General features: G+C 39.4%; 18 protein-coding genes. 10 read left to right on the forward strand and 8 right to left on the reverse strand.

Annotation, left to right across the window (positions count from 1 at the left end; all coding sequences use genetic code 11):
• Positions 1–24: 24 nt before the first annotated feature.
• From ACMUMK_RS04255 to ACMUMK_RS04265, 3 genes are all read right to left on the reverse strand, one after another.
• Positions 25–966 (reverse strand): hypothetical protein, encoded by a 942-nt coding sequence (locus tag ACMUMK_RS04255; RefSeq protein WP_414699880.1) that lies wholly within the window; start codon positions 964–966, stop codon positions 25–27.
• A 74-nt stretch (positions 967–1,040) separates the two neighbouring features.
• Complete coding sequence (locus ACMUMK_RS04260; protein WP_414699881.1) at positions 1,041–1,916, reverse strand: hypothetical protein; 876 nt, start codon at positions 1,914–1,916, stop codon at positions 1,041–1,043.
• Positions 1,917–2,054: 138 nt separating this feature from the next.
• Positions 2,055–2,720, reverse strand: a complete 666-nt coding sequence (locus ACMUMK_RS04265; RefSeq protein WP_414699882.1) for a TVP38/TMEM64 family protein — start codon at positions 2,718–2,720, stop codon at positions 2,055–2,057.
• Between the two features lie 323 nt (positions 2,721–3,043).
• Between ACMUMK_RS04265 and ACMUMK_RS04270 the strand changes: the two genes are divergently transcribed.
• From ACMUMK_RS04270 to ACMUMK_RS04285, 4 genes are all read left to right on the forward strand, one after another.
• Positions 3,044–3,946 (forward strand): isopenicillin N synthase family dioxygenase, encoded by a 903-nt coding sequence (locus ACMUMK_RS04270; RefSeq protein ID WP_414699883.1) that lies wholly within the window; start codon positions 3,044–3,046, stop codon positions 3,944–3,946.
• Positions 3,946–5,124 carry an MFS transporter gene (locus tag ACMUMK_RS04275; RefSeq protein WP_414699884.1) on the forward strand — a complete coding sequence of 393 codons (1,179 nt, stop codon included), beginning with the start codon at positions 3,946–3,948 and terminating at the stop codon, positions 5,122–5,124. The genes ACMUMK_RS04270 and ACMUMK_RS04275 overlap by 1 nt, the downstream gene beginning before the upstream one ends.
• A 145-nt stretch (positions 5,125–5,269) precedes the next feature.
• Positions 5,270–7,357, forward strand: a complete 2,088-nt coding sequence (locus ACMUMK_RS04280; protein WP_414699885.1) for a TonB-dependent siderophore receptor — start codon at positions 5,270–5,272, stop codon at positions 7,355–7,357.
• A gap of 87 nt (positions 7,358–7,444) precedes the next feature.
• A complete protein-coding gene (locus tag ACMUMK_RS04285; RefSeq protein WP_414699886.1) occupies positions 7,445–8,566 on the forward strand; it encodes a PepSY-associated TM helix domain-containing protein in 1,122 nt (373 codons plus the stop codon).
• A 21-nt stretch (positions 8,567–8,587) separates the two neighbouring features.
• On the opposite strand, the gene ACMUMK_RS04290 is transcribed toward ACMUMK_RS04285, so the two are convergent.
• From ACMUMK_RS04290 to ACMUMK_RS04300, 3 genes are read right to left on the reverse strand one after another with little or no spacing between them, the layout of a single operon-like run.
• Entirely contained in the window at positions 8,588–9,289 is a 702-nt protein-coding gene (locus tag ACMUMK_RS04290; RefSeq protein WP_414699887.1) for a glutathione S-transferase family protein, read from the reverse strand.
• A 41-nt stretch (positions 9,290–9,330) separates the two neighbouring features.
• Positions 9,331–9,714, reverse strand: a complete 384-nt coding sequence (locus ACMUMK_RS04295) for an MAPEG family protein (protein ID WP_414699888.1) — start codon at positions 9,712–9,714, stop codon at positions 9,331–9,333.
• 28 nt (positions 9,715–9,742) lie between these two features.
• Positions 9,743–10,636 carry an AraC family transcriptional regulator gene (locus ACMUMK_RS04300; protein ID WP_414699889.1) on the reverse strand — a complete coding sequence of 298 codons (894 nt, stop codon included), beginning with the start codon at positions 10,634–10,636 and terminating at the stop codon, positions 9,743–9,745.
• A gap of 220 nt (positions 10,637–10,856) precedes the next feature.
• Between ACMUMK_RS04300 and ACMUMK_RS04305 the strand changes: the two genes are divergently transcribed.
• The 4 genes from ACMUMK_RS04305 to ACMUMK_RS04320 all read left to right on the forward strand — a co-directional run bounded on the left by ACMUMK_RS04305 (position 10,857) and on the right by ACMUMK_RS04320 (position 14,951).
• Complete coding sequence (locus ACMUMK_RS04305; RefSeq protein WP_414699890.1) at positions 10,857–11,687, forward strand: hypothetical protein; 831 nt, start codon at positions 10,857–10,859, stop codon at positions 11,685–11,687.
• A gap of 124 nt (positions 11,688–11,811) precedes the next feature.
• Positions 11,812–13,305: an Hsp70 family protein gene (locus ACMUMK_RS04310; RefSeq protein WP_414699891.1), complete on the forward strand. Its 1,494-nt coding sequence runs from the start codon at positions 11,812–11,814 to the stop codon at positions 13,303–13,305.
• Positions 13,306–13,790: 485 nt separating this feature from the next.
• A complete protein-coding gene (locus ACMUMK_RS04315) occupies positions 13,791–14,546 on the forward strand; it encodes a hypothetical protein (RefSeq protein WP_414699892.1) in 756 nt (251 codons plus the stop codon).
• 207 nt (positions 14,547–14,753) lie between these two features.
• Positions 14,754–14,951, forward strand: a complete 198-nt coding sequence (locus ACMUMK_RS04320) for a hypothetical protein (RefSeq protein ID WP_414699893.1) — start codon at positions 14,754–14,756, stop codon at positions 14,949–14,951.
• 157 nt (positions 14,952–15,108) lie between these two features.
• Here the strand turns inward: ACMUMK_RS04320 and ACMUMK_RS04325 are convergent, their stop codons facing one another.
• Together ACMUMK_RS04325 and ACMUMK_RS04330 are read right to left on the reverse strand one after the other, a co-directional pair.
• Positions 15,109–18,357 carry a S41 family peptidase gene (locus tag ACMUMK_RS04325; RefSeq protein WP_414699894.1) on the reverse strand — a complete coding sequence of 1,083 codons (3,249 nt, stop codon included), beginning with the start codon at positions 18,355–18,357 and terminating at the stop codon, positions 15,109–15,111.
• A gap of 168 nt (positions 18,358–18,525) precedes the next feature.
• Complete coding sequence (locus ACMUMK_RS04330) at positions 18,526–19,467, reverse strand: alpha/beta fold hydrolase (RefSeq protein WP_414699895.1); 942 nt, start codon at positions 19,465–19,467, stop codon at positions 18,526–18,528.
• Between the two features lie 315 nt (positions 19,468–19,782).
• Between ACMUMK_RS04330 and ACMUMK_RS04335 the strand changes: the two genes are divergently transcribed.
• Both ACMUMK_RS04335 and ACMUMK_RS04340 read left to right on the forward strand, forming a co-directional pair.
• Complete coding sequence (locus ACMUMK_RS04335) at positions 19,783–20,469, forward strand: DNRLRE domain-containing protein (protein ID WP_414699896.1); 687 nt, start codon at positions 19,783–19,785, stop codon at positions 20,467–20,469.
• A 252-nt stretch (positions 20,470–20,721) separates the two neighbouring features.
• Entirely contained in the window at positions 20,722–21,213 is a 492-nt protein-coding gene (locus ACMUMK_RS04340; protein WP_414699897.1) for a hypothetical protein, read from the forward strand.
• Positions 21,214–21,239 lie beyond the last annotated feature (26 nt).

Raw genomic sequence — 21,239 nt, forward strand, 5'->3', positions numbered from 1 at the left:
GTTAATAAGTTATTGAATTGGCTATTAAAACCTAGCCGAAATAGATAAGTTAACTTTGGTTTGTTGATAATCAAGCTGCGCTAGGTTGGCATTATAATTACCATATTCAACCTCAGTCTTTATGCTGACATTGTTTGTAATATTTAGCTCCCAATCTGCGGTTGTTACACTGCGATATTGATCTCGCTCTATGATTTGAGCTGGACTTCCTGGCTCAAAAAATGATTGGTCTTGGGCTTCTGATATTTCAACTTTTGGATGGTTCTTTATTTGATACTTCCAGCTTAATCCTGCTTTATTATCTAACCCTAACCAAGTGAATTTGTGGCTAATACGGGTTTTTAATCCAAGGCCTGTAAAGTCAAATTGCTTATCTGTTGCTTGCTCTTTTTCAATATTAATATTGGCTGACAACATTGTTTTGGCATCATTTATAAAATGAAATAAGTCGCCAGATAATCCCAAACTGGTGGCATCTCTTGGGCTTAAATCGGGAAAGGTTTTATTCTTGTAATTAACACTCGTTCGTAAAAAAGTAGTGGCTGTTAAAAACTGCCCTGTGTAGGCGCTGACTTGTTGAAACGACAGAAATTTATTGCCCTGCAAATGAGCCTCAACATTATCTATTCTTATGCCTATATCTCTATTTTCTAAAGCGTAACTGCCATCAATATTAAAGCGGTAAAGGGTAAGGTCAAATTGCTCAAGCTCACTGTATTGACTATTTGAATATCCTAATCCTGTGGTTAATTTGAATGTGTCTGTAGGTGTCCAAGTTGCGGCTAACGAGCCATCAAATTGAATGCCATTATCGCCTTGGGTGTTTACTTGGTCTAATTCATCCACACTTAATGCAGAGTTATAAAGGTAGCTTGCCTTGGCTTCACCATTAAATACAAGCTCTTGATTAGCGAAAAGGTTTGGCGCAATACATACACCTAAGAATACACAAGATAAGCGTTTCATATCAGACTCCGATAATAGGATGAGTTTATACAAGAAGTGCCGGCGCAAGGCCGGCTTTAGTTTGAGGGCGGTACTTAGATAGAAAGATCTAAACTATTGCTAATATTGCTGACCACTTCTGCAGTGGTGGCAGTGGCGATTTCTGTAGATATATCATCAGACACCACACCGTTAATTTGACTAGTCAGTGACTCTGCCACTTGGGTGTTAGCTTCACTGTTAATCACATCGCTCACAGAAGTGCTGATAGTTTGACTTACCGTTTGGCTCATTTCTGTTACCACATCAGCTGTAGTTAATACTGCTGTGGCACTTTCTAAAGAGCCTGATACCTGAGAGGCTATTTGTGTAGTTGAGTCTGCAATTATGTCTGCTGCCATAGCTTGCTCTGCAGATATATCTGTCGCTGATGTAATTACAGAGTTCACTGCGCTTAAATCAGGTGCAGATACTGAGGTAATGGTGTCTACAGAGTTGGATACAGTAGAGTTTAGGGTATTTTCAAGGTTTAACTCTGCTGTTACCGCGCTAGTTGTCTCGGTCAAAGAAGCGGTGGCTAATGTTAAAGAGCCTGTTGCTTGTGTCAGAGACTTTTCTGCAGTAGCTAACGTCTCAGTTAGTTGGGTGGCTGACTCAGAACTATCAGCAAGAATTTCACTTTCTTCAGTTGTTTCTGAATCGTCAGCGGTTTCGTCTGTTGAGTTTTCTTCATCAACAACTGTGGCGTCTGCTGATTCGCCGTTTGCGTCTACATTTGCATCGGCTGCTGTGTCTGATTCAACACTATTGTTTACTTCAGCATTTTCACTATCCACTGATTGAGACATACTTGTTTGAGTCGTTACACTTGCATTCACAGATACATTAGACTCTAGGGCAAGCGCCGCTGTTGATGCACTTACCAAACCTGCCATTAATATAATATTTGTAATTTTGTTTAGCTTAGTCATTGTCGTTTCCTCGTGTTTAGTTAGATGACACTTAGGTAACGAACCAGCAAAAGATTTATTCCCAAAAAAGTTTAAAATTTAAATTTAACAACATATAAAGTGGCTTAGATAAGGGGGTGGTTTTGTAAGTGTAATAAACTAATTGGCGATTGTTTTAGCGTGCTTACCGAGTTTACGGGTGGCATACCAAGCTAACCAGATAACAATATTTACACTAATGGCACTGTATATTGCTGGATTGGGGTTATCTAACGAACTGATTGACCCTGCGTAGCTGCATACTAAAACATAGGGAATAATACTCAGTGACCAAGCGGCGATAAATTTGTAAAAGGGCATTTTTGTCATGCCAGCCATGCATGCTGATATTTCTGGCAGCATAGGAATAGCTCTAGAGAAAAGTATCATCACTATACCGTGCTGCGCGAAGTTTTGCCTTGCGTCTAACCGCTGCTCTCGGGTTTTTAGCACCCGCATTTCAATTTTATCGCCATGATAATAGCTCAATAGGTACCCCATTACTCCAACTAGCATTAAGCCTGCTAGGCTTGCAATAGCACCGTATAGGTGTCCTAAAAAATATCCACTTAGTGTTACGGTTGCCAAGGTAGGGATAGAAAGTAGTAAATCTGACATAAGTATCACTACCACTATAAACATGAGTGTCCACACACCAGTATCTTTAGCAATGAGTAACCAGTTTTCTACTTTTTCTATCGTGATCACCCCAGTGAATTTCATCAGCACAAATATGCTGATAAACACTAGAGTGAATGACAATATGAGTTTTAATAACGCTTTCACAGCTGCTCTTTGTAAACTAAAGCTTAATAGCCTTTAAATTCTATGCCCATTAGCTTATCAAATTTGCCCGAGTACTCTGCATAGTATTTTGTTTCTTGTATGGGGTATTTGCCCATTGTTTTTGAAATATACAATGCTTAATATTTTTATTAAGTTAGGGCGAGCCCTATCTGGAACGTTAGTTAAAATTTGGTTTGCTGGTTTTTTAAGAGTGAGCAGCCAATTAGCTTGTTGCTTTAAGCTAGCCTGTCGCCAATCCAAGCTTAGTTGTTGATTTAGTTATCACATTTATCGTTGCTATTAATCAGTAGAGGAGGGCGCCCATGTCCATACCCGTAATCCAATTTAATCAAGACCCAAACCCTGGCCAGACTATCCATGAGAGTTTGCGGGACTTTGGTTTTATGCAAATTAGTGATTTTGGTATTGATGCTGAGCTACTTCAAAAAGTTTATGATTTTAGCCGAGACTTTTTTACCGGAGACAAAGAAACAAAACTGCGCTGCCAATACCGCTCTGCAAGGGAGAACTTTGGATACCAAGGGCTCAAAGAAGAAAACTTAGATCCCAATGCCCCTGCTGATTTAAAAGAAACCTTCACTATGCGTAATATACTGTTAGGTGATATTGCTGAAGACCGCTGGCCATCTGCTGAGTTTAAAAAAGTCATGCAAGAGTTTTATGCAAACGCCTTAAATGCCGGCCACACCTTACAGAAAACAATGGCTAAACACTTGAACCTTGATGAGGACTTTTTTAGTTCGACTCACAATGGCGAGAGTATTTCTTTGCGACTACTGTATTACCCGGCGCAACCTGCAGATTCGGTCATAGAAAAGCAATTAGGGGCAGGAGCTCATACAGATTACGGCTTTTTAACCTTGCTGTTCCAAGACAGTGTAGGCGGCTTGCAGGTATTAAATCACAAGGATGAATGGCAAGGAGTTGAGCCCAGAGAAAATACAGTAGTGGTTAATAGCGGTGATTTATTAGAGCGCTGGAGTAACGGCCATTATCGCTCAACTTTACATAGGGTGGCGCCATGCACTAATGGTAAAGATAGATTATCTATTGCAATGTTTTTCGACCCAGATAGCCCCACTTGGGTTGAGCCATTAGAGCAGTTTATATCTGAAGAGCAACCTTGCAGGTATACGGCGACTACATCTGGCGAACATATCCAAGGAAAAATACAGGCCACCCATAAACAAAGGTTTGCAGAATAATGAGTCGTTTTGCTTTTTTACGTCTTCACCTTGGATTAATTATTGCGGCGAGTGCTGCGTTTTCTATGTCGACTCTTTTTAGCTCAGTCAAACCTGTATTGTTAACACAATTTATGAATGAGGTTGGCTTTAAAGCTGGCCTTGCAGGTTGGTTGGTGGCTGCACCTTTTATTGGCATTTCTCTGGCTACCTTTGTGGTAGCAAAATTATTAGAGCGGTATTCATATAGACGCATTATTAGCTATGCAGGTTTGCTGTTAGTAGTTTGCCAAATAGTAAACAGTATGTTCTTTAGTAATGCTGTTTCTACTTTGTTGCTACAACTGTTAAGCGGTATAAGTGTAGGGGTGTTGATGGGTGTAACATCAAGCTTTATAGCTCGTTCAAACTCGGCAGGTACCCTGTTTGGCTTGGTTGACATGATAGGCGTGTTGCTAATGTCTTTCATGGTTGCGGGCGCTAGCATGGCCACAGAAAAAAGCGGTTTGGCTGGTGGCTTCATATTTAGTGTTATCTTAAGCGTGGTATTTTGGTTAGCCATGTTTGTTTATAAACATAAAGCAGTCGATAGGGTTGAAAGTCAAAGTGCACCAGAACCTAATAATATAGCCTTTAACATCGGTTTGCGGCCTGTGCTTATCATAATTATGGGCGTGTTATTTGTAACCTTTAGCGGCCAGGGTTTTGCCTTTATGTTTACCATAGCGACTAACTTAGGAATGACCTTTGAAGAGTCAGGTAATCGTATTGGTATCATTTTATTTGTGTCAGCTTTTGCATGTTTAATTGGTGGCATGTGCAGCGCTAAGTTTGGCCCTGAAAAGCCTCTGTTTTTAGCATTTATTGTCTGCGGAGCAGGCTGGACACTTGCTGTGAACAGTACATCGCAAAGCCTGTTTTTGTTGGGCTTGTTCCCCGCTATATGTGCCTTGCAATTTTGCTTCCCTGTGTTGTTAGCATTGGCCGGTACCTTAGATAGCCAAGGGCGCTGGGCTGCAGTAGCAACACCATTATTAACCAGTGGTTTTGCTTGGGCGGCTGTATTGTCTGGGCAAGTGGTTGAAACTGCAGGGCTAAGTGCTCTAGCTACATCAACTCAAGTTGGCATGGCTATGTGTATTTTGTTGTTAGTGTTAAGTGTTTTGATGCCAAAACACAAAAGTAAAGTAGCTGCTTAGCTTAGGGCTAGCTTAGCTTAAAAACTTTGTTTAGGTTGGAGTTCGCCAATTGAGATACTCTTTCATCTAAATGTAAATTGATATCATTTGCGTTTGTGTTATTGTAAGTGTACTTATTAAAGTAATTACAAATTAATGGAAGCACATGCAATTAAATAGGATTTTTATCAGTGTCAGTCTTGGTCTATTGGCCGTATCTCATTCCGTTTTATCCCAAGAAATTAGCAGTGACGATAGCGTAGAAACTATCGAAGTTATGGGGACTTATTTCAATGACTACCAAGTTGAAAACGCCTCTGGTGCTATGCGCTCAAACGTTTCCTTATTAGAAACACCGCAAGCGGTCACTGTCATTCCAGAAACCATTATTGATGAACAACTAGCCACCACATTGGGTGAAGTTTTAAATAATGATGCGAGTTTATCTCCAGGCTCAAAGCAAAGAAACCGAGAAGTGTTTAGCTCAAGAGGATTTGAGCTGAGTTCATCCACAGGGTATTTAAGAGATGGTCATCAACATTGGTCTCATTATCAGCAACCCATCGAAACCTTGTCTCGGGTAGAGGTTATCAAAGGCCCATCAAGTATTTTGTATGGCCAATCAGCGCCGGGTGGACTGATTAATATGGTAACTAAACAGCCAACAGTAGCACCGCTATTAGAAATCAGTGCTGATACAGACCAAAATGGCTCTACTCGGTTTATGCTCGATGCTGGTGGTAAGCTTTTTGAAGCTACGGCTTATCGCGCAGTCTTGGTTAAGCAAGATGTGGATTTTCAACGTGAATACCAAAATGGTGGAACTCGTGAGCGAGATCGTTTTTTAGGCTCTTTGGTTATTGAGCATAATATTACCGACAATCTAGTGGCTAATGTTTATTACGATCGCACCAATGATAAGGCAGGGTTAGATACCGGAGCATGGTTAAACGAAGACGCCGATGTCATTAGTAACGAAAACGTGATTAATGATTTTTCTTGGTCATTTACTGACATAGCAGTAGAAAATATTGGTGCTAAATTAAGTTACTTTTTTAACCCTGACTGGGAAATGAAGCTTGGATATAACGAGCAGAGTTTTACTCGGCAACGATTTGAATCGTCACCTGGGTTACCTTCTGATTATCAATCCGGCGATAGCTATACTTCTAACCCTTATGACCGCTCAGATGACTGGCAGTTTAAAACCGTTTATTTTGATTTAAACGGTACTTTTACACTTGCAGGAGTTGAACATAACTTACTGATTGGTGCTAATGGCCTTGATTATTATTACGGGCAGTTAATTGAAAGAGGAGACTCAATCGTTTTCACTCCCGGTGAAATCGAACCCGCTAAACCCGATTTAGACTTTCATAGAGACACCAGCCTAAGCGTGACCGAATATGACTACTACGGCCTTTATTTTCAAGACTTGATAACCTTAGATGAACAATGGCAAGTTGCTGTCGGTGGTCGCTATGACAAGCAAAATAGAGAAGGGGCAGACAACGAATCCTTACTGCCAAAAGTCGGTGTGTTATATCACCCAGCTGAAAACAGTACGGTTTACTTGAATTATTCAGAAGGATTTGAGCCACAATCTAGCGAAACTATCGAAGACGAGTTAGATAGAAACTTTGGAATGGAGATTGATGCAACTACCTCTAAGCAAGTGGAGTTGGGTGCAAAGTGGCAGTTTTCAGAGCATTTATTAGTTAATGGGGCGATTTTTAATATTGAGAAAACTGGCACCTTGATTTCCGAACAGTTGCTTAACGATCCCGTTTTTGAAACCGTCACAACTCAATCAGGAAAACAAGTTCACAAGGGCGTAGAGTTCTCTGCTCAAGGTGCAGTTACCGATAAGTTATTTTTAATGGCGTCTTTTATGTACCTAAGCGCAGAGTTTGAAGAAGATGAAAACTATCAAGGTAATACCCCTGTTGATGCACCAAAATGGTCAGCATCAATATGGTCTCGATATGAGGTAACAGAAGCATTGGCACTAAATGCTGGCGTATTTTATCAGGGTGAACGTTATGCTGATAACAACAATACAGTGCTTAAAGATGCTTATACCAGGGTTGATGTTGGGGCCACGTACCGTACTCATATTTGGGATAAAACAGTTGATTTTCGCTTAAATGTAGAAAACGTTTTTGATGCAGATTATCTAGCTGGGGGTGGTATTAATAATGTGACAATTGGTAATGGAGCAACTGCTAGATTAGAAGCTAAAGTCTCATTTTAACCATGTAAAATGCACTTTTATTGGTTTACCATAAATCTATAATTTTTAAAGCCCCTGTAATGGGGCTTTTTTACGTAAGGTATACTAATGAGCATTAGAAAATTCTTTTTTTGGTTTCACTTAATTATTGGGTGTAGTGCGGCCTTGTTTATATTTTTGATGTCCTTCACAGGCGTAGCCTTAACCTATGAAAGGCAAGTTATTCAAAGTGCTCAAAAAGCCGATTTCCCTGAAATTCACACTGACAACGCTAATCGCTTATCTTTGGACAAGGTAGCCTTTATAGCTAAATCTTATCCTGCTGAAAAAGCTGTAACTATTAGCTTTTCGAATGAGCCGAATGCTCCATTTGTGATAAAAGAAGGTCGTAAAACCTTGGCTTATCTAAACCCTTTTAACGGTGCTGAATTAACTGAGCCCGGTCAAGGTACAAGAGAGTTTATGGGCAAGGTGCGAGCGTTTCACCGCTGGCTTACTCTAGATGGAAAGTTTAGCGAAACAGGTCGTTGGGTGAACGGGATTTCTAATATCATTTTTTTCTTACTGGCACTGACTGGACTGTATTTGTGGTTACCCGCTAAATTTAAACGAAGAGCATTTAAACAGAAGTTAATCCTCACAAAAAAACATCCAAATAAGCAGGCTAGAAATTACCAATGGCATAATACATTTGGTTTTTACATGGCGCCTGTTTTGATTGTGGTGATTTTTACGGCTTTCTTTTTCTCTTTTAAATGGCCTGGTAAGACGCTAGAAACCTTAGTATCAACTGACACTAAGAGCTTTCCAAAGGCTATTACATTGCCATCAAAGATTTCATTACAACCAATAAGTACACAAGAATTGTTCTTAGCGGCAAGCAAGGCTAACCCAAACTGGAATACCTTTAGCTTTTCAGTGGCAGCTAAGGCACAAAGCCTGCAAATATTTGATCTGGATATGGGCAACGGCGGCGAGCCTCAAAAGAAGAAAAGCGTGTATCTAGACACCCTAAGCGGTGAGTTGGTTGCAGAGAAAACCTTTGATGACTATTCAACCTATCGAAAAATTAGAAACTACATTCGTTTTTTACATACTGGTGAAGTGTACGGTTTAATCGGCCAAACCATAGCCGGTGTTGCTTCGCTGTTAGCTTGTTTGTTGGTGTATACGGGGATTATGATGTCCTTAAGGCGCTGGAAAAACAGTCGAGCTAAAGCCACGGTTTAGTGGCTTTGTATAATGCTTTTTTTAACTGTAGTACTGGGTATGTATGCGCTCACAAAATGCTACTAAGTTACTGTACTGATTAGTTAAATCAACTAAAGGCGATGGCATGTTGGGCAAGAGTATTTGCGCTAACATGCTGTAGCTACACACATCAAGTAAGCTAAGTTTGCCGTTAAAAAAGTAATCTTTATTGCCCAGTAGATTACTCATCGCTTGTAATTGAGATGCTGCAATTTGCAATATCTCGGCTTCGCTATGGCGACCTATGCCATGGCCTTTCATCGCTTTTATCATGCCCTTTCGGGCAAGTTTGGGAATTATCCTGTTAAGTGGAAAGGGCATATCGCCAAAAAATGTGGGTTTGATAACTGCCCAGTTGCTCTCAAATACCCATCTAAAGTGCACAATACACCAATATAAGCGCTCCTCTAGGCTGGCACAGGCTAACTCAGATATTGCTTTTTGTTCGGTACTTAAGTGGGAGTCTATGTCAAATCCATAGGTATCTTTTAGATGTTTTTCAATAAAAAAACTGTCCGTTATGATGTGCTTACCGTCTTCAATGTAAGGGAGCTTACCCTTGGGCGCCTTTTGTAAATATTGTGTACCACTTATTACCTCAAAGGGTTGATTAGAAACCTGTAGTAGTAAGTTTATTTTTAATACAAATGGACTCGGATCGGGGACGTTTAAATTGGCACCAAAACTATAGAGTTTTATCATTTTGTTTTCCTGTTCACTTTAATCTTTGAGAGTTGTTCTAACTATAAAAGGCTGCGGAATATGCCAAACATGGCCACTATGCTTAACAATACGATGGGTACCAGAGTCAGCATAAACCCTAAGGTTCTGGTTGCTGGCTCAGTGACGTAAGCCCGCCAATACACAAACCGGCCGAGCAGATAAACACTCCCAAGTAGTGATATGACTATGGGCTGTTGGTAACGACCAGCAATAAAGAGAAGGGGTAAAAATGCCGCTAACATTTCTAGGGTATTCATTTGTACCCTATACATGCGCTCAAATCTTATAGCGCCTTGTATGGCAGGGGCTTCTAAACCACTAACTCTTCTTGCTTTGCCTGTCATAGCGCCAAAAAACAGGTACTGGTTAACCGCTAATACGGCGATTAGTTCAAGGTGATTCATTTTTTATCCTAATTGCTAATGGAGTAAATTATTGTGCTAAAGGCTCGACTGGGACAGCGTAGTAAACGATAGAGTCGTCAGATTGGTAGTTAAACTCGGGGCCGTAGGTTTCAACATCGGGGCCGTAGGTATGCTTCATGTTTGATCGCAATAACCAGCTTGAGTAGATGTAGCTAATGGTGCGATTAAAATGATCGGTATTAACTTGCCCAGTGTGCTGAAATTCAGCGTATTGTTGTTCTGGTAATTGAGTCGTCACCATTCCCTTTGGAATATCTGAGGCTTTTGATACCTCCACACATGACATATAAAACAGCTTTTGCTCACCACTGGTATTTTCTTCAACAGTGATAATGCCGTAACAAGTACCTTCTATTGTATTGCTGATTTCAGCTAGCCTAGGCATAAAGCCTTCCCACAATGCTGGAAGTTTATCTGCTATGTTTGTTTTTTCTGACTCAATACCAATGACTTCGATTTTTATGCCCACCAGTATTTTGGCTGGCTTAGTATAAATACGGGGCTCCAAATTTAGGTGTTGATGCAGGTTCTCTAAATATCCTTGATCAAACCGCGCTTTTTTAATGATTAATGCTTGGCTGGCCCGTTGCCGATAGTCGCTTGGGGTATATCCAAATAGCTTTTGAAATGCGCGGGTGTAAGACTCATGGGACTCAAAGCCAGAAGCAATGGCAACGTCTAGTATTGAACGTTCTTTATCAAATAAGATATCCATAGAGTTGGCAATGCGTCTTGAGCGAACATAGGCCTTTAAAGTTTCGTTAGTTAGGGCTTTAAATATTCTCTGAAAATGCCAATGGCTCATGTTGGCATGGGCTGAAATAGAGGTAAGCGGAATGGGTTTGTCTAGGTTATCTTCAATGTAGTCAATGCCAAGTTGAATGCTGTTTAAGTATTTCATGTCTAATCCCTATTAGGTAGTGAAGCTATGTTAAACCCTAAATTTGTTGCTCATTTGACCTTTTGTGCTTTTTCTTTTTATAAATGTAAACTTCTATTTAGGTTGGCCACAAGCTTACCTGAGCTGAGTTACTTAAGAATGCTAATGGCTTTACCGATAAACTAAGTACTTTGTAAAATAATGACTATATTTATACTCTTTTACTCTTCTAATGGCTGACATGTTAACCATAAAACCGATTATTCAGGTATTACTCTTATTGAGTTGTTTAGGGGCGGCGTTAAACGTTTACGCTGTTGATGAAATAAAATTGCTCAAGCCGCTTTTGGGAATGGATAAAAGGGAAAGGCATAAAGATGAAGTTATATTTAGGGCCCTTGAGATGACTATTCCTGAGTTTGGGCCTTATTTATATAAAACTATAAATGTGGATATGACTCCCGGAAGAGCCCTTATTTCAATTCGTAGAGGCGAGTTAATCAATACTTACATTGCAGCTTCCAGTGATATTTGGGACAAAAGTGCAACAGCAATAAAAATTCCTATACGACGAGGGTTAATGAGTTACCGGTTATTGCTAATACATAAAGATAACCTAGATAAATTTGAAAACGTTCAGACATTAGAAGATTTAAATATGTTAACAGCAGGTTTTCAGAGAGACTGGGCCATTACTGACGTTTTTGAGAAAGCCAATATGAATATGGTGACGTCTCACACTTTCGAAGGGTTGTTCTCTATGTTGGAAAAACGACGTTTTGATTATACACCTAGAGCCATATATGAGGCGTATGATGAGTTAAACACCCGTAAAGATAAGCTTCCTAACTTAATGGTGGAGCCAAATTTAGCTTTATACATTCCGCTTGTGACTTATGTTTATGTTTCAAAGAGTGCGCCTCGTATCGCACAGAGAATCGAGGCTGGGTTGAAGAAAATGTCAGCTAATGGAGATCTCGATAAGCTGCTAGATAAATATTATGAAGAGGATATAAAAAAGGCTGATTTAGCAAATAGAAGAATCATAGAGTTTCAGCTACAAGATCAGTGAAAATACACATGCTTGTTACTCATTGAACAAAAAACAAGGGTAAACAGCGGGTGAAGTATTCGATATTTTCTATTACAATTCGCGGCCATATTTTTAAGCAGCATTTAGGTTTCGAGCGGTAGACATGGCAGCAATTGGTATAGATTACGGAACATCAAACTCTGAGGTAGTGTATTTTGATGGACAGAAACACCACTTTATCAAACTCGATCCTACTTTAGAGTCTGCAAATAAAATTCGTTCTTCTGTTTTTATTTATTACCAAGACGAGCTTCCTTTACCTCCTGCTCCTATCATTGAAGCAAAAGTTCAGCGCATCAAACAAGCCATAAGTGAACAGCTAGACAAAGCAAAAGATGGTTATTACGAAGCAAAAGATCCTAGAGAGCAAAAAGTATTCAGTGACAGAATTGATGATTTACGAGCTGAGCTACATAATCGCCCCGCACTGCAACGTCGAGCAATCCAGCTTTTACTAAAAGATATGACGGTACAAGACTTATCTTTACAGCAGTTGGTAGAAACAGGGCAGTTTGCATTTGGTGAAGAGGGCTTTAAACGTTACTTAAAAACGCCTGACAAAGGGCGCTTGATTTATTCGCCTAAAAACTTTTTAGGGGCCAGTTTAGTAGAAGGTCAGCAGCAAGCTTTTGTTGGCATGATAGCGAAACAATTGGAGTTTTTCCGTCTTAGTGCAGAGCAGCAATTAAAACTGCCCGTTGATACTGCTGTGATTGGCCGCCCAGTTAAGTTTCATGGCACTAGAGGTGACGCAGGAAATAGTCAGGCTATTAATATAATGACTCAAGCTGCTCATAAAGCAGGTTTCACTAAAGTTGACTTTTTAGAAGAGCCTATAGCTGCAGCTTATAAAATAGAAAGAACCTTAGATAAACACACCAATGTCTTGGTTGTTGATATAGGTGGTGGTACTACGGATATCTGTTGTATTCGTCTATCTCCCGAAAAGCTGGCGAATCTAGACCGTCAACAAGATGTGTTATCGGTAACCGGTACTCGCTTAGGGGGAATGGAATGTGATAAGAATCTTATTGTGAAGTCGATTTCACCTACAATGGGGCAGGGGTTGTTAATGACCAATGGTTTGCCTGTGCCTCCCACCTATTACTCTGATATGTGTGCTGTTGACGATATTCCAAAATTAAACCGCTTTTTCTCTGAAGAGTACGGTTTAGAAATAGCGCAAACTAAACATATGGTAAAAGAGCCAGAGTTATTAGAGCGCTTGCTAACAGTGCAAGAAGAAAAGCTTTCTGCCAGATTAGTCAACTCTGCACGTTTAGCTAAAGAGCTGCTATCGAGTAAACCCGCTATCACTTTGCCCTTGCATTATATTGAGGCTGATTTTGGGGTAGACATTAATGTCGAAGAGCTACAACGCTCCATGCAATCTTGGTTACGCAGGGTTAAAAAGTTAATTAAAGAATGCCTAGAAAATAGCGCCGAGCAGCCAGAAATGTTGTTTATAACGGGGGGCATGAGTTTGTCACCTATAGTCCGTAAAGAGTTGTTAGAGATGCTACCAGACTTACCAATTATGGAAGGTGATGCCTTTAATTCAGTTTGTGAAGGCTTGGCGATTCAAGCCGCCAAGTAGCGGTTAGCTCAAATCAGATAAAGGCTTAGCTCGTTAAGGTGTAAGTTTGCATCAGCCCAATTAGGTGACACATAAAAAGGAGAAGTAATGGCACTTCTCCTTTTTTGTTATTTGGGTAAATAATAATGGCACGTTTTGGTGACGAGTTGATTGGTAAATAAGGCTCGGTGTAACTTCACCTCTCACGCAGCGGTTAAGGCACACCTTTTTTAAGATATTGATTAGCTTAAATAACTGCTTAAGATTGAAACCAATTCAATTTGTGATAGAAAAGGGAATGAAGAAACTGAACATACCCAGCGGCTTCTATTAAATTGTTAGTTGGTCTAGTCACTGATAACGAAAAATATTCTCCAGAGCAAGTCCAACCTATCTATGTTTTACGTACTTAACAAACGTTTGGTGTTGGACTGGTTTTTCGATGCGTACTAAGCCAACCGAAAATGCTGGCATAATAATTACTTATAACACCTAAGAGGGTCCATATGGATTTAAGAAAGATCATGACAGTAACTTTTATAGTTATTGTACTAGCTGGATGCACTTTAGCAGCCACCCCTTTAAACAATGAGCAAATTACTAAGATCGAAAAAATCGGAATTGTGTCATTTGTGGGTAATGAATTTTCGTACGCAAATCTAGGGTTTACAGTGTTTGGCAATAGTGAAAATCTCGTGGAACAGGAATATATTGACTTTGATAAAGAGGTAACTAGGGTATTAAAAAACACTATAAATACTAAGTTAAATAACCCTAAGAAAATTGATGTAGTCGATGTTGAATTTGATAGAGCTGCACTCTTGGCGAGCTATAGACAAAAAGGTGAGTACAAGAAGTTTAAGGTAGATCTTGCAGCGAATGAGTTAGCTCAAATTGCAAAAGAAAACAATGTAAATTACTTATTAGTTGTCACAAGAGGATACAATGCAATCGATAATGGGGCTGGCTATATGGGCGGAATTGGAATTTCTCGAACGTCAGCAATGAAAGAAGGTCAATTGACCATTCATAACTATCTTGACTACAAATTATTTGATGCCTCTACCCTTTCTGCACCTAGTTTTTTCTCAACAGCAGCTATGAATTTTGGACAGAAAAGAGACGTACAATTCTTATGGAAGGAACCGTTAACTGATTACTCTGAAACCGAGAGAGCTGAATTATTATCTATGATACTGGAAGACATTGAGTATCGTGTTCCATGGGCCGTAACGTATATGCTTACCTATAGAAAAGATTGAATAACTCTAACAATCTAAGCAGGCTCGTTATATGTCTAAGGGGGGATTGAAGTGAGGGATTGTCTGTATTTTAAGTCAGCAATATTTAAGTCAAATCAGTCTCTCGCTGAATATGTGTTTGCTGAGCTTAAAAAGTCGAATTTGAATCCCAATTCTCCTGTGAACAATGATTATATGTTTAGTATTTCGATGTATATAGGCGACATTATGGTTGACTTGTACCTAGGTAAAAACGATGAAAAATCAGAAACTCCGTTGTGGCAAATTTGGCCGGAACAGCGTGTTCCTTTTATTAAAAAGTATTTTGGCAGAGTAGATAAATCTCCTGAATTGGAAGCAAGAAAAATCGTCGAGAATATAGTAAAAAATATTGAGGGCGTCACTGATGTTGAGTGGGAAATTTAACAACTGACTGTGGTGTTAATTACTAATTTATAGGCTTTCGCTTTCTTTGTACGTCGACTATCCATAAAGCTATAAAAACATCATTGCGGTTTTAGTGCAGTAAAGGTGGGTTAACAATTAAACCCACCTTTAAGTTTGTACTATTTTTAATGGAAGATTATTGAATAGGATTTGGGACTCTAATTGGTGTCTTAGGCTCTGTCATTATTGGTGATTGATAACCAGATAGTTCACTTAAGGCCTCTTTTATCCCAGCGTCTAATTGAGGATCGCTTCCTTTAACCGTATATTTTGTCCATTGTTCAACATTAATATCGGGTGCCACACCTTCATTTTCTACTTTCCATTGCCCTTGTAAGTCATAAAAGCCTGACCTTGGTGCGGTAATATAACCACCGTCAATAAGCGGAGGTACGCCCCATATGCCTACTAATCCACCCCAGGTGCGCTTACCAATTAACTTACCTAATTTATAGTGTCTGAACATATAAGGCAGCATATCGCCCCCAGATCCAGACACCTCATTAATTAGCATAACTTTAGGCCCCCAAATCCCCGAGCCAGGGCTTGTCATAGGGTTTGCCTTGGCGAAGGGATTGTTGAAAAAGCCGTTTGGTTCTCGCCTTAATACATCGATTATATAGTTTGCAATAAAACCTCCGTGATTAAAGCGTTCGTCGAGAATCACCCCTTGTTTATCCGATTGAGAATAAAAATAACGGTTAAAGCTATGGTAACCATCTTCTGCGGTGTTTGGGATCCACACGTACGCTAGTTTTCCATCAGATTGTTTATCTACATATTTACGGTTGTTTTCAACCCATTCATTTCTTCGAAGTGCAGTTTCATCGGCAATAGGAATGATGTTGAAAGTTTGCAAGTCTTTAGGTCGTTTAGAATTTCCAACAGTAATGTTAGTGACTTGGCCTAGTGTGCCTTGAAAGTATTGATAAATGTTTTGGTTTGGATCTATAGAGGTACCATTTACCTTAAGTAGATAGTCGTTATCTCTAATTTTATGGGCAACTTTAGCAAGCGGTGCCTGATTATTTTGTTTGGTGTAGTAGTTTTCACCAGTGTAGACTTTTACTATTTGGACGCCGTTATCATCAATCTTAAAATCAGCCCCTAACAGGCCCACATAATTTTTACCTAGGTAGGGCAATTCCCCTGTATATGTATATGAATGACCAATTGAAACTTCAGCGCCAATGTTGTCTAGTAAATAGGTAAGGTCAGCGGGATGTCTAACCGATGCAACCAGTGGGCTGTATAATTGGTAAACCTCATCCCAATCAGCCCCATGAAAATTATCAACATATAAATAATCCCTTTGATAACGCCATGCTTCTCTAAATATTTGTTGCCATTCTTGTGAATAATTAACACGTTTTGGTAGGGCTAATTTTAGTACTTTATCATCTTTTCCAGATCCTGTTGCGCTATTGAATACGCTCCAGCCAGCTTGATTTTTAGCTAACAGAGATTCGCCATTTGTGGATACTTTATAGGTGTTTATGTCGCTTGCGAGTGTGCTTGTTTTTTGCGTTTCTAATTCGTAGCGAATTAAATCTGTTTTAGTTTCACCTGAATTATTTTCATATTGAGACACATAAAATAGCTCTCCCGAGTTCCCCGTTTGTAGCTGGCTAAAGTGCCCTGACTCTTTAGATAGAGGCAGAATACGCTTGTGTAAATTTTCAAAGTCTACAGTGACAGACACTGCGGACTTCTCTGCATCCTCGCTGTTTGCTTCTGATTCTTCTGCGTTTGCCTGTTTTGTAGCTTCCTCTTCATCTGATTTCTCTAACAATGGAGAGTCATATTTATTAGTTAACAGTGCATAGTAAATTTGAAAGCTAGGGTTGAATGCGACCGTTGACATGTCTAGCCAAGCTGCTTTAGGGCCATAATCTGTGCTAGCTAGAAAATACAAGCGTTCGCCATTTTTATCCCAAACAGGGGAGCGTATTTCAGCTATGCCTTCGGTTACTGTATAACTTTTTCGCTCTGTCACTGAATAAACAAAGAGTTGGCGAAACATATTGTTGGTTTGTTGGGTGTATGCTACCCATTTACTGTCTGGTGACCACGACGCCATAGGTGATGGTTCAGGGTGAGTAATGGCGTTTTGGTCAATAATTTTTGTGCTGCCATTTTCTGCGTTTGCAATCCAAAGCTGCTGAAAATTATCACTAAAAATTAAACGTTTATTATCCGGTGACCATTGCAGCTCATTGTAAAAGCCTTTTTCTGCTAATTTAATTTCTTTGGCGATATTACCTTTTTGATCCGCAATATTTAGGCGGTATTCACCAGTGTCATCACTGAACCAAGCAATGGATTGACCTTCGTGAGACCATGCAGGTGAAACCTGACGACTAGCTGAGTTATCGGTTAAGTTACGTGGGCTGCCATGTTCAACAGGTACAGTGAAAATATCACCACGGGCTGCAAACACTGCCCGTTTTGCATTGGGAGAAACATCAAATTCAGTGATGTGATCTTCGGCTTTTACATATTTATCAGCGGCCCAATGAAAATCCCCTTTAATATCAATTGTTATCTTCTGGGGTTTGGCAGTTGCGGTTTGTAAATACAGATCGCCGTGATATTCATACACTAGATTATCGCCGTCAATGGCGTAGCCCATAACGTCAAATTTTGTAGAGTGGGTAATTTGTGAAACTTGCCTAGTGCTTGTGGAGTATTTGAATACGTTAGTGACTTTTGAATGATTAGATAGATAATAAATATCATCACCTTGCCAAATAGGATCGAAGTCTAAGTCATTATTGAACGGCAAGTCGTACTCTTCTAGGTCATCTAATTTTATTACTCGTAAGGCTTGGTTTTGACCACCTCGGTAATTACGCCAGCCTTTATCCCAAAATGCTGCACGGCGAAACACTAACTGTTTAGCGTCTGGCGAATAACTGCCACTAAAAGCCCTATTCATGGGGAGCAAACTTGGATTTCCGCCGTTAATATCTATTGTATAAAGGCGTTGCCAGCTTCGAGGTGCGTTATCTCTTCGAGAATTAAATAACACAGTTTTACCATCTGGTGACCAGCCTACTACCTGGTCGTTTGTAGGGTGATAAGTCAGCCGCTTAGGTTCACCCCCTAAACTACTCACTATGTAAACATCATTATTGCCGTTATATTCGCCGGTAAAAGCAATCCACTTGCCGTTAGGTGAAATTTTTGGAGACGACTCTTGCCCTTGAAAACTTGTTATTCGAGTGGCGGTCCCTCCTTTTATCGTAACTTTCCAAATATCGTTTGCATAAGCAAACACTAGCAGATCATTCTTTAAAGAAGGCTCACGTAATAGCTGGGTTGCAAAGCCATATTGAGAGATAAAAATTAGAACACTGAGTAGTAGATAGGTTAAAACTTTCATGAATATTCCTTGTTTTACTATTATTTTCTATTTGTAATATGCCCATTTTTTCTATGTAGGGCCACTCCATTGTCTATCTGCATTGTACAATACTCATCCAGCTATGAAATCACCCAACTCATGTTTGATGTGGATAATTGATGGGAGTGTAGCTTTATGCTTAGGTGGCTATCGATTTTTAGGTGATTTTAAGGCTTTGGGCTTCTTTTTAATTAGCCGTTTTTTCTCAGCTTTGGTGGCATGCTTAGCAATCCACTTTGTCATTTTTTTCATTAGTATTGGCGGAAAGTTATGTCCCATTCCATCGATAACTTTGAGCTTTGATTTGCGAATGCGTGCAGCAGTATCTTGACCGCCAGCTACTGAGATTATTGGATCATCCGAACCATGAATAACTAGGGTAGGCGCTTTTATTTTTTTTAATAATCTGCGCCTATCACCGCTACTGGTAATAGCGACAAGTTGTCTTTTTACGCCTGCTGGGTTGTGAGCTCTATCAATATTGAGGGCTGCATGGTTGCGTAATATGGACTCATCTATTGGGTAGTTTCTACCACTTATTAGGCGGTTCATTTTAATATTGTAGCGAATGGCGGCTTCTCTATTGGTTTTAAATGGCGGCCTTGCCAGTTTTAACAGTAAGCCAAGTCTAGGTGTAGATGTGGCAGCTGAAGGGGATGACATAATGGAAGTTAGGCTTATTACCTTTTTTTTATGTTTGGCGGCTAATATTTGCGCGATCATGCCTCCCATTGAGGCTCCCACTAAATGAGCCTTTTTAATCTTTAAAGCCGCCATTAGTTGTATCACGTCATTTGCCATATCCTCTAGCTTATAGGGAATATTCGCCTTTAATGGTAGCCGCTTGCTTAACCAGCTTCTTATTAGGCTTGGTTGCCCCAATTCATCCAATTGACTGGATAAACCTACGTCACGATTATCAAACCTAATTACTCTAAACCCTTTCTCTACTAATCCTAGATAGAGTTCCTCGGGCCAGACTGTCATTTGCGCGCCAAGTCCCATAATTAGAATAATGACAGGTGCTGATTTTTTACCTGTGTCTTGATAGTTAATTGAAATACCTGAAGAAAAGGAGACTGAATGCATAGGTAACGGTTTATGTAATAAAAATTATTAGACTCATTAGAGTTGCATAGCAATATGAAGAAAAAATGACTAAAGCTGCTTGTTTTTAATTGGTTTTACTCTGATTTATCTCTTATAAAAATTATAGCTTTAGACTGTTTTATCTGGAGGAACATAAAAGAATTTTTTGTCTGTTTTTTTTACACTATTAATGATTTTCTTTTGGTTTTTAGTATAAGTTATTGATTTTTATTTGGTTGTTATAGTGGCATGCTGCTTGCTATGTGGGTGTATGTTTTAGTGGAGAGCATCAACTTGATGTTATAGGAATAATTAATGACTCTTTGTAAATGTATAAAAGCCGTAACACTTAGCGCAATATTAATTTGTTCAGTAAGTGCCAATGCTTCTTTAGTATCTTTATCACCAGAAGCAATTATGAATGTTTCATTAGACGGTGATAGTAGTAATGCTGGTACCGTTAATGGTGGAACACTCACTGCGAGTGATGCATTTTTGCGTGAACGTGGGAATAATAGGGAAGAAAGCTTAAAGATCGTTTCTTTTATCTCTTTCGATTTAAGCTCTTTAAGTACCTCTATTGTTAACTCTTCTGCTTTTTCAGCTGTATTTGAAGCAACCTTTGATTCTCGTATTAATACCAGTAGAAACTTAAGCGTTTTACTAGGCCAAGTTGAAGATGGCAACACTTGGGATGATTCTTTAGATCCTGACACAGTGCCATTATTTGAGTGGGCAGCAACCTCACTAAATTCAAGCGTGCTTGTTAATAATGTAAGAACAGATAGTTTTGGTTTACAAACTATTGATGTAACAGAGATTGTGCGTAGTTGGGTGACTTCAGGTTCAGAAAACAATGGATTTGTACTTTACGGTGCAACAGCTGAATTCCAAGGAGCTGGTTTCAGTGATATAGGATTACAGGTTGAAGTACCAGCTCCAGCTGCCATAGGCATATTTTTAATAGCTTTAGGTTTTGTTGGGTTCAGAAAACTTAAATAATAATTCTAAAAATAGCGTTACCTCCCAACAAGTTAGGGCCAGTTAGTAGTATTGTCTGGCCTTTTTTATGCCTATTAGTTTGTTAGTTGACTCAATGTACAACTAAAGCTCCTTGCTTACACACAGTGTTACGTTTTAATTATCTAGCCTTTTAACTGTTAATCATAGATTATTACACCAGTTCAGTAATTACAGGATTTAGGTATTATTAACGTTAAAATTTTTAAAGCTTTGGCTGTCTTTTTATTCGTTTTGTGTTCCAGTGTTCAAGCAGAAACTATAACAGATAAATTGATAGTCGCTTTAATCGAGCAAAATACTCCAAAGGTTTTATACGAAGAAACTAAGCAAACTTGGGATTTTGGTACCTATGACTTTCTAGTTAACAAAGCTGGGGTAGTGAGCTTTTCGAACGCAGAAAACGGTATTAGATTAACCTTACCCATAGAAGTAATAATGCAAGGAGAAGTAAATAAAGATTTTTTAGGTCAAAAGGTCTTATTGAATTGCAAAAGTAATTTTAAAACAGACACCTTTCTAGACGTAACCTTGTTACTCAATCCTCCGAGCTCCACAGCGAATGTACAAATATCGGTTCCTATCCCAGAGGTATTTCTATTTTGCGATGGCTTAAAGTTACCTATTCAGCCTTTTTTACAGCAGTTAGTTGCTGAGAAAAAAGCAGAATGGGAGCAAAAAATCAGATCTGAAATTCAGGTTTTGTTAAAGCAAGGTGGCATTTGATTGCTTACTCTTATCCCATTGGGGCT

Origin of the sequence: Paraglaciecola sp. 2405UD69-4, from assembly GCF_047525415.1 — a bacterium.
Taxonomy (GTDB): domain Bacteria; phylum Pseudomonadota; class Gammaproteobacteria; order Enterobacterales; family Alteromonadaceae; genus Paraglaciecola.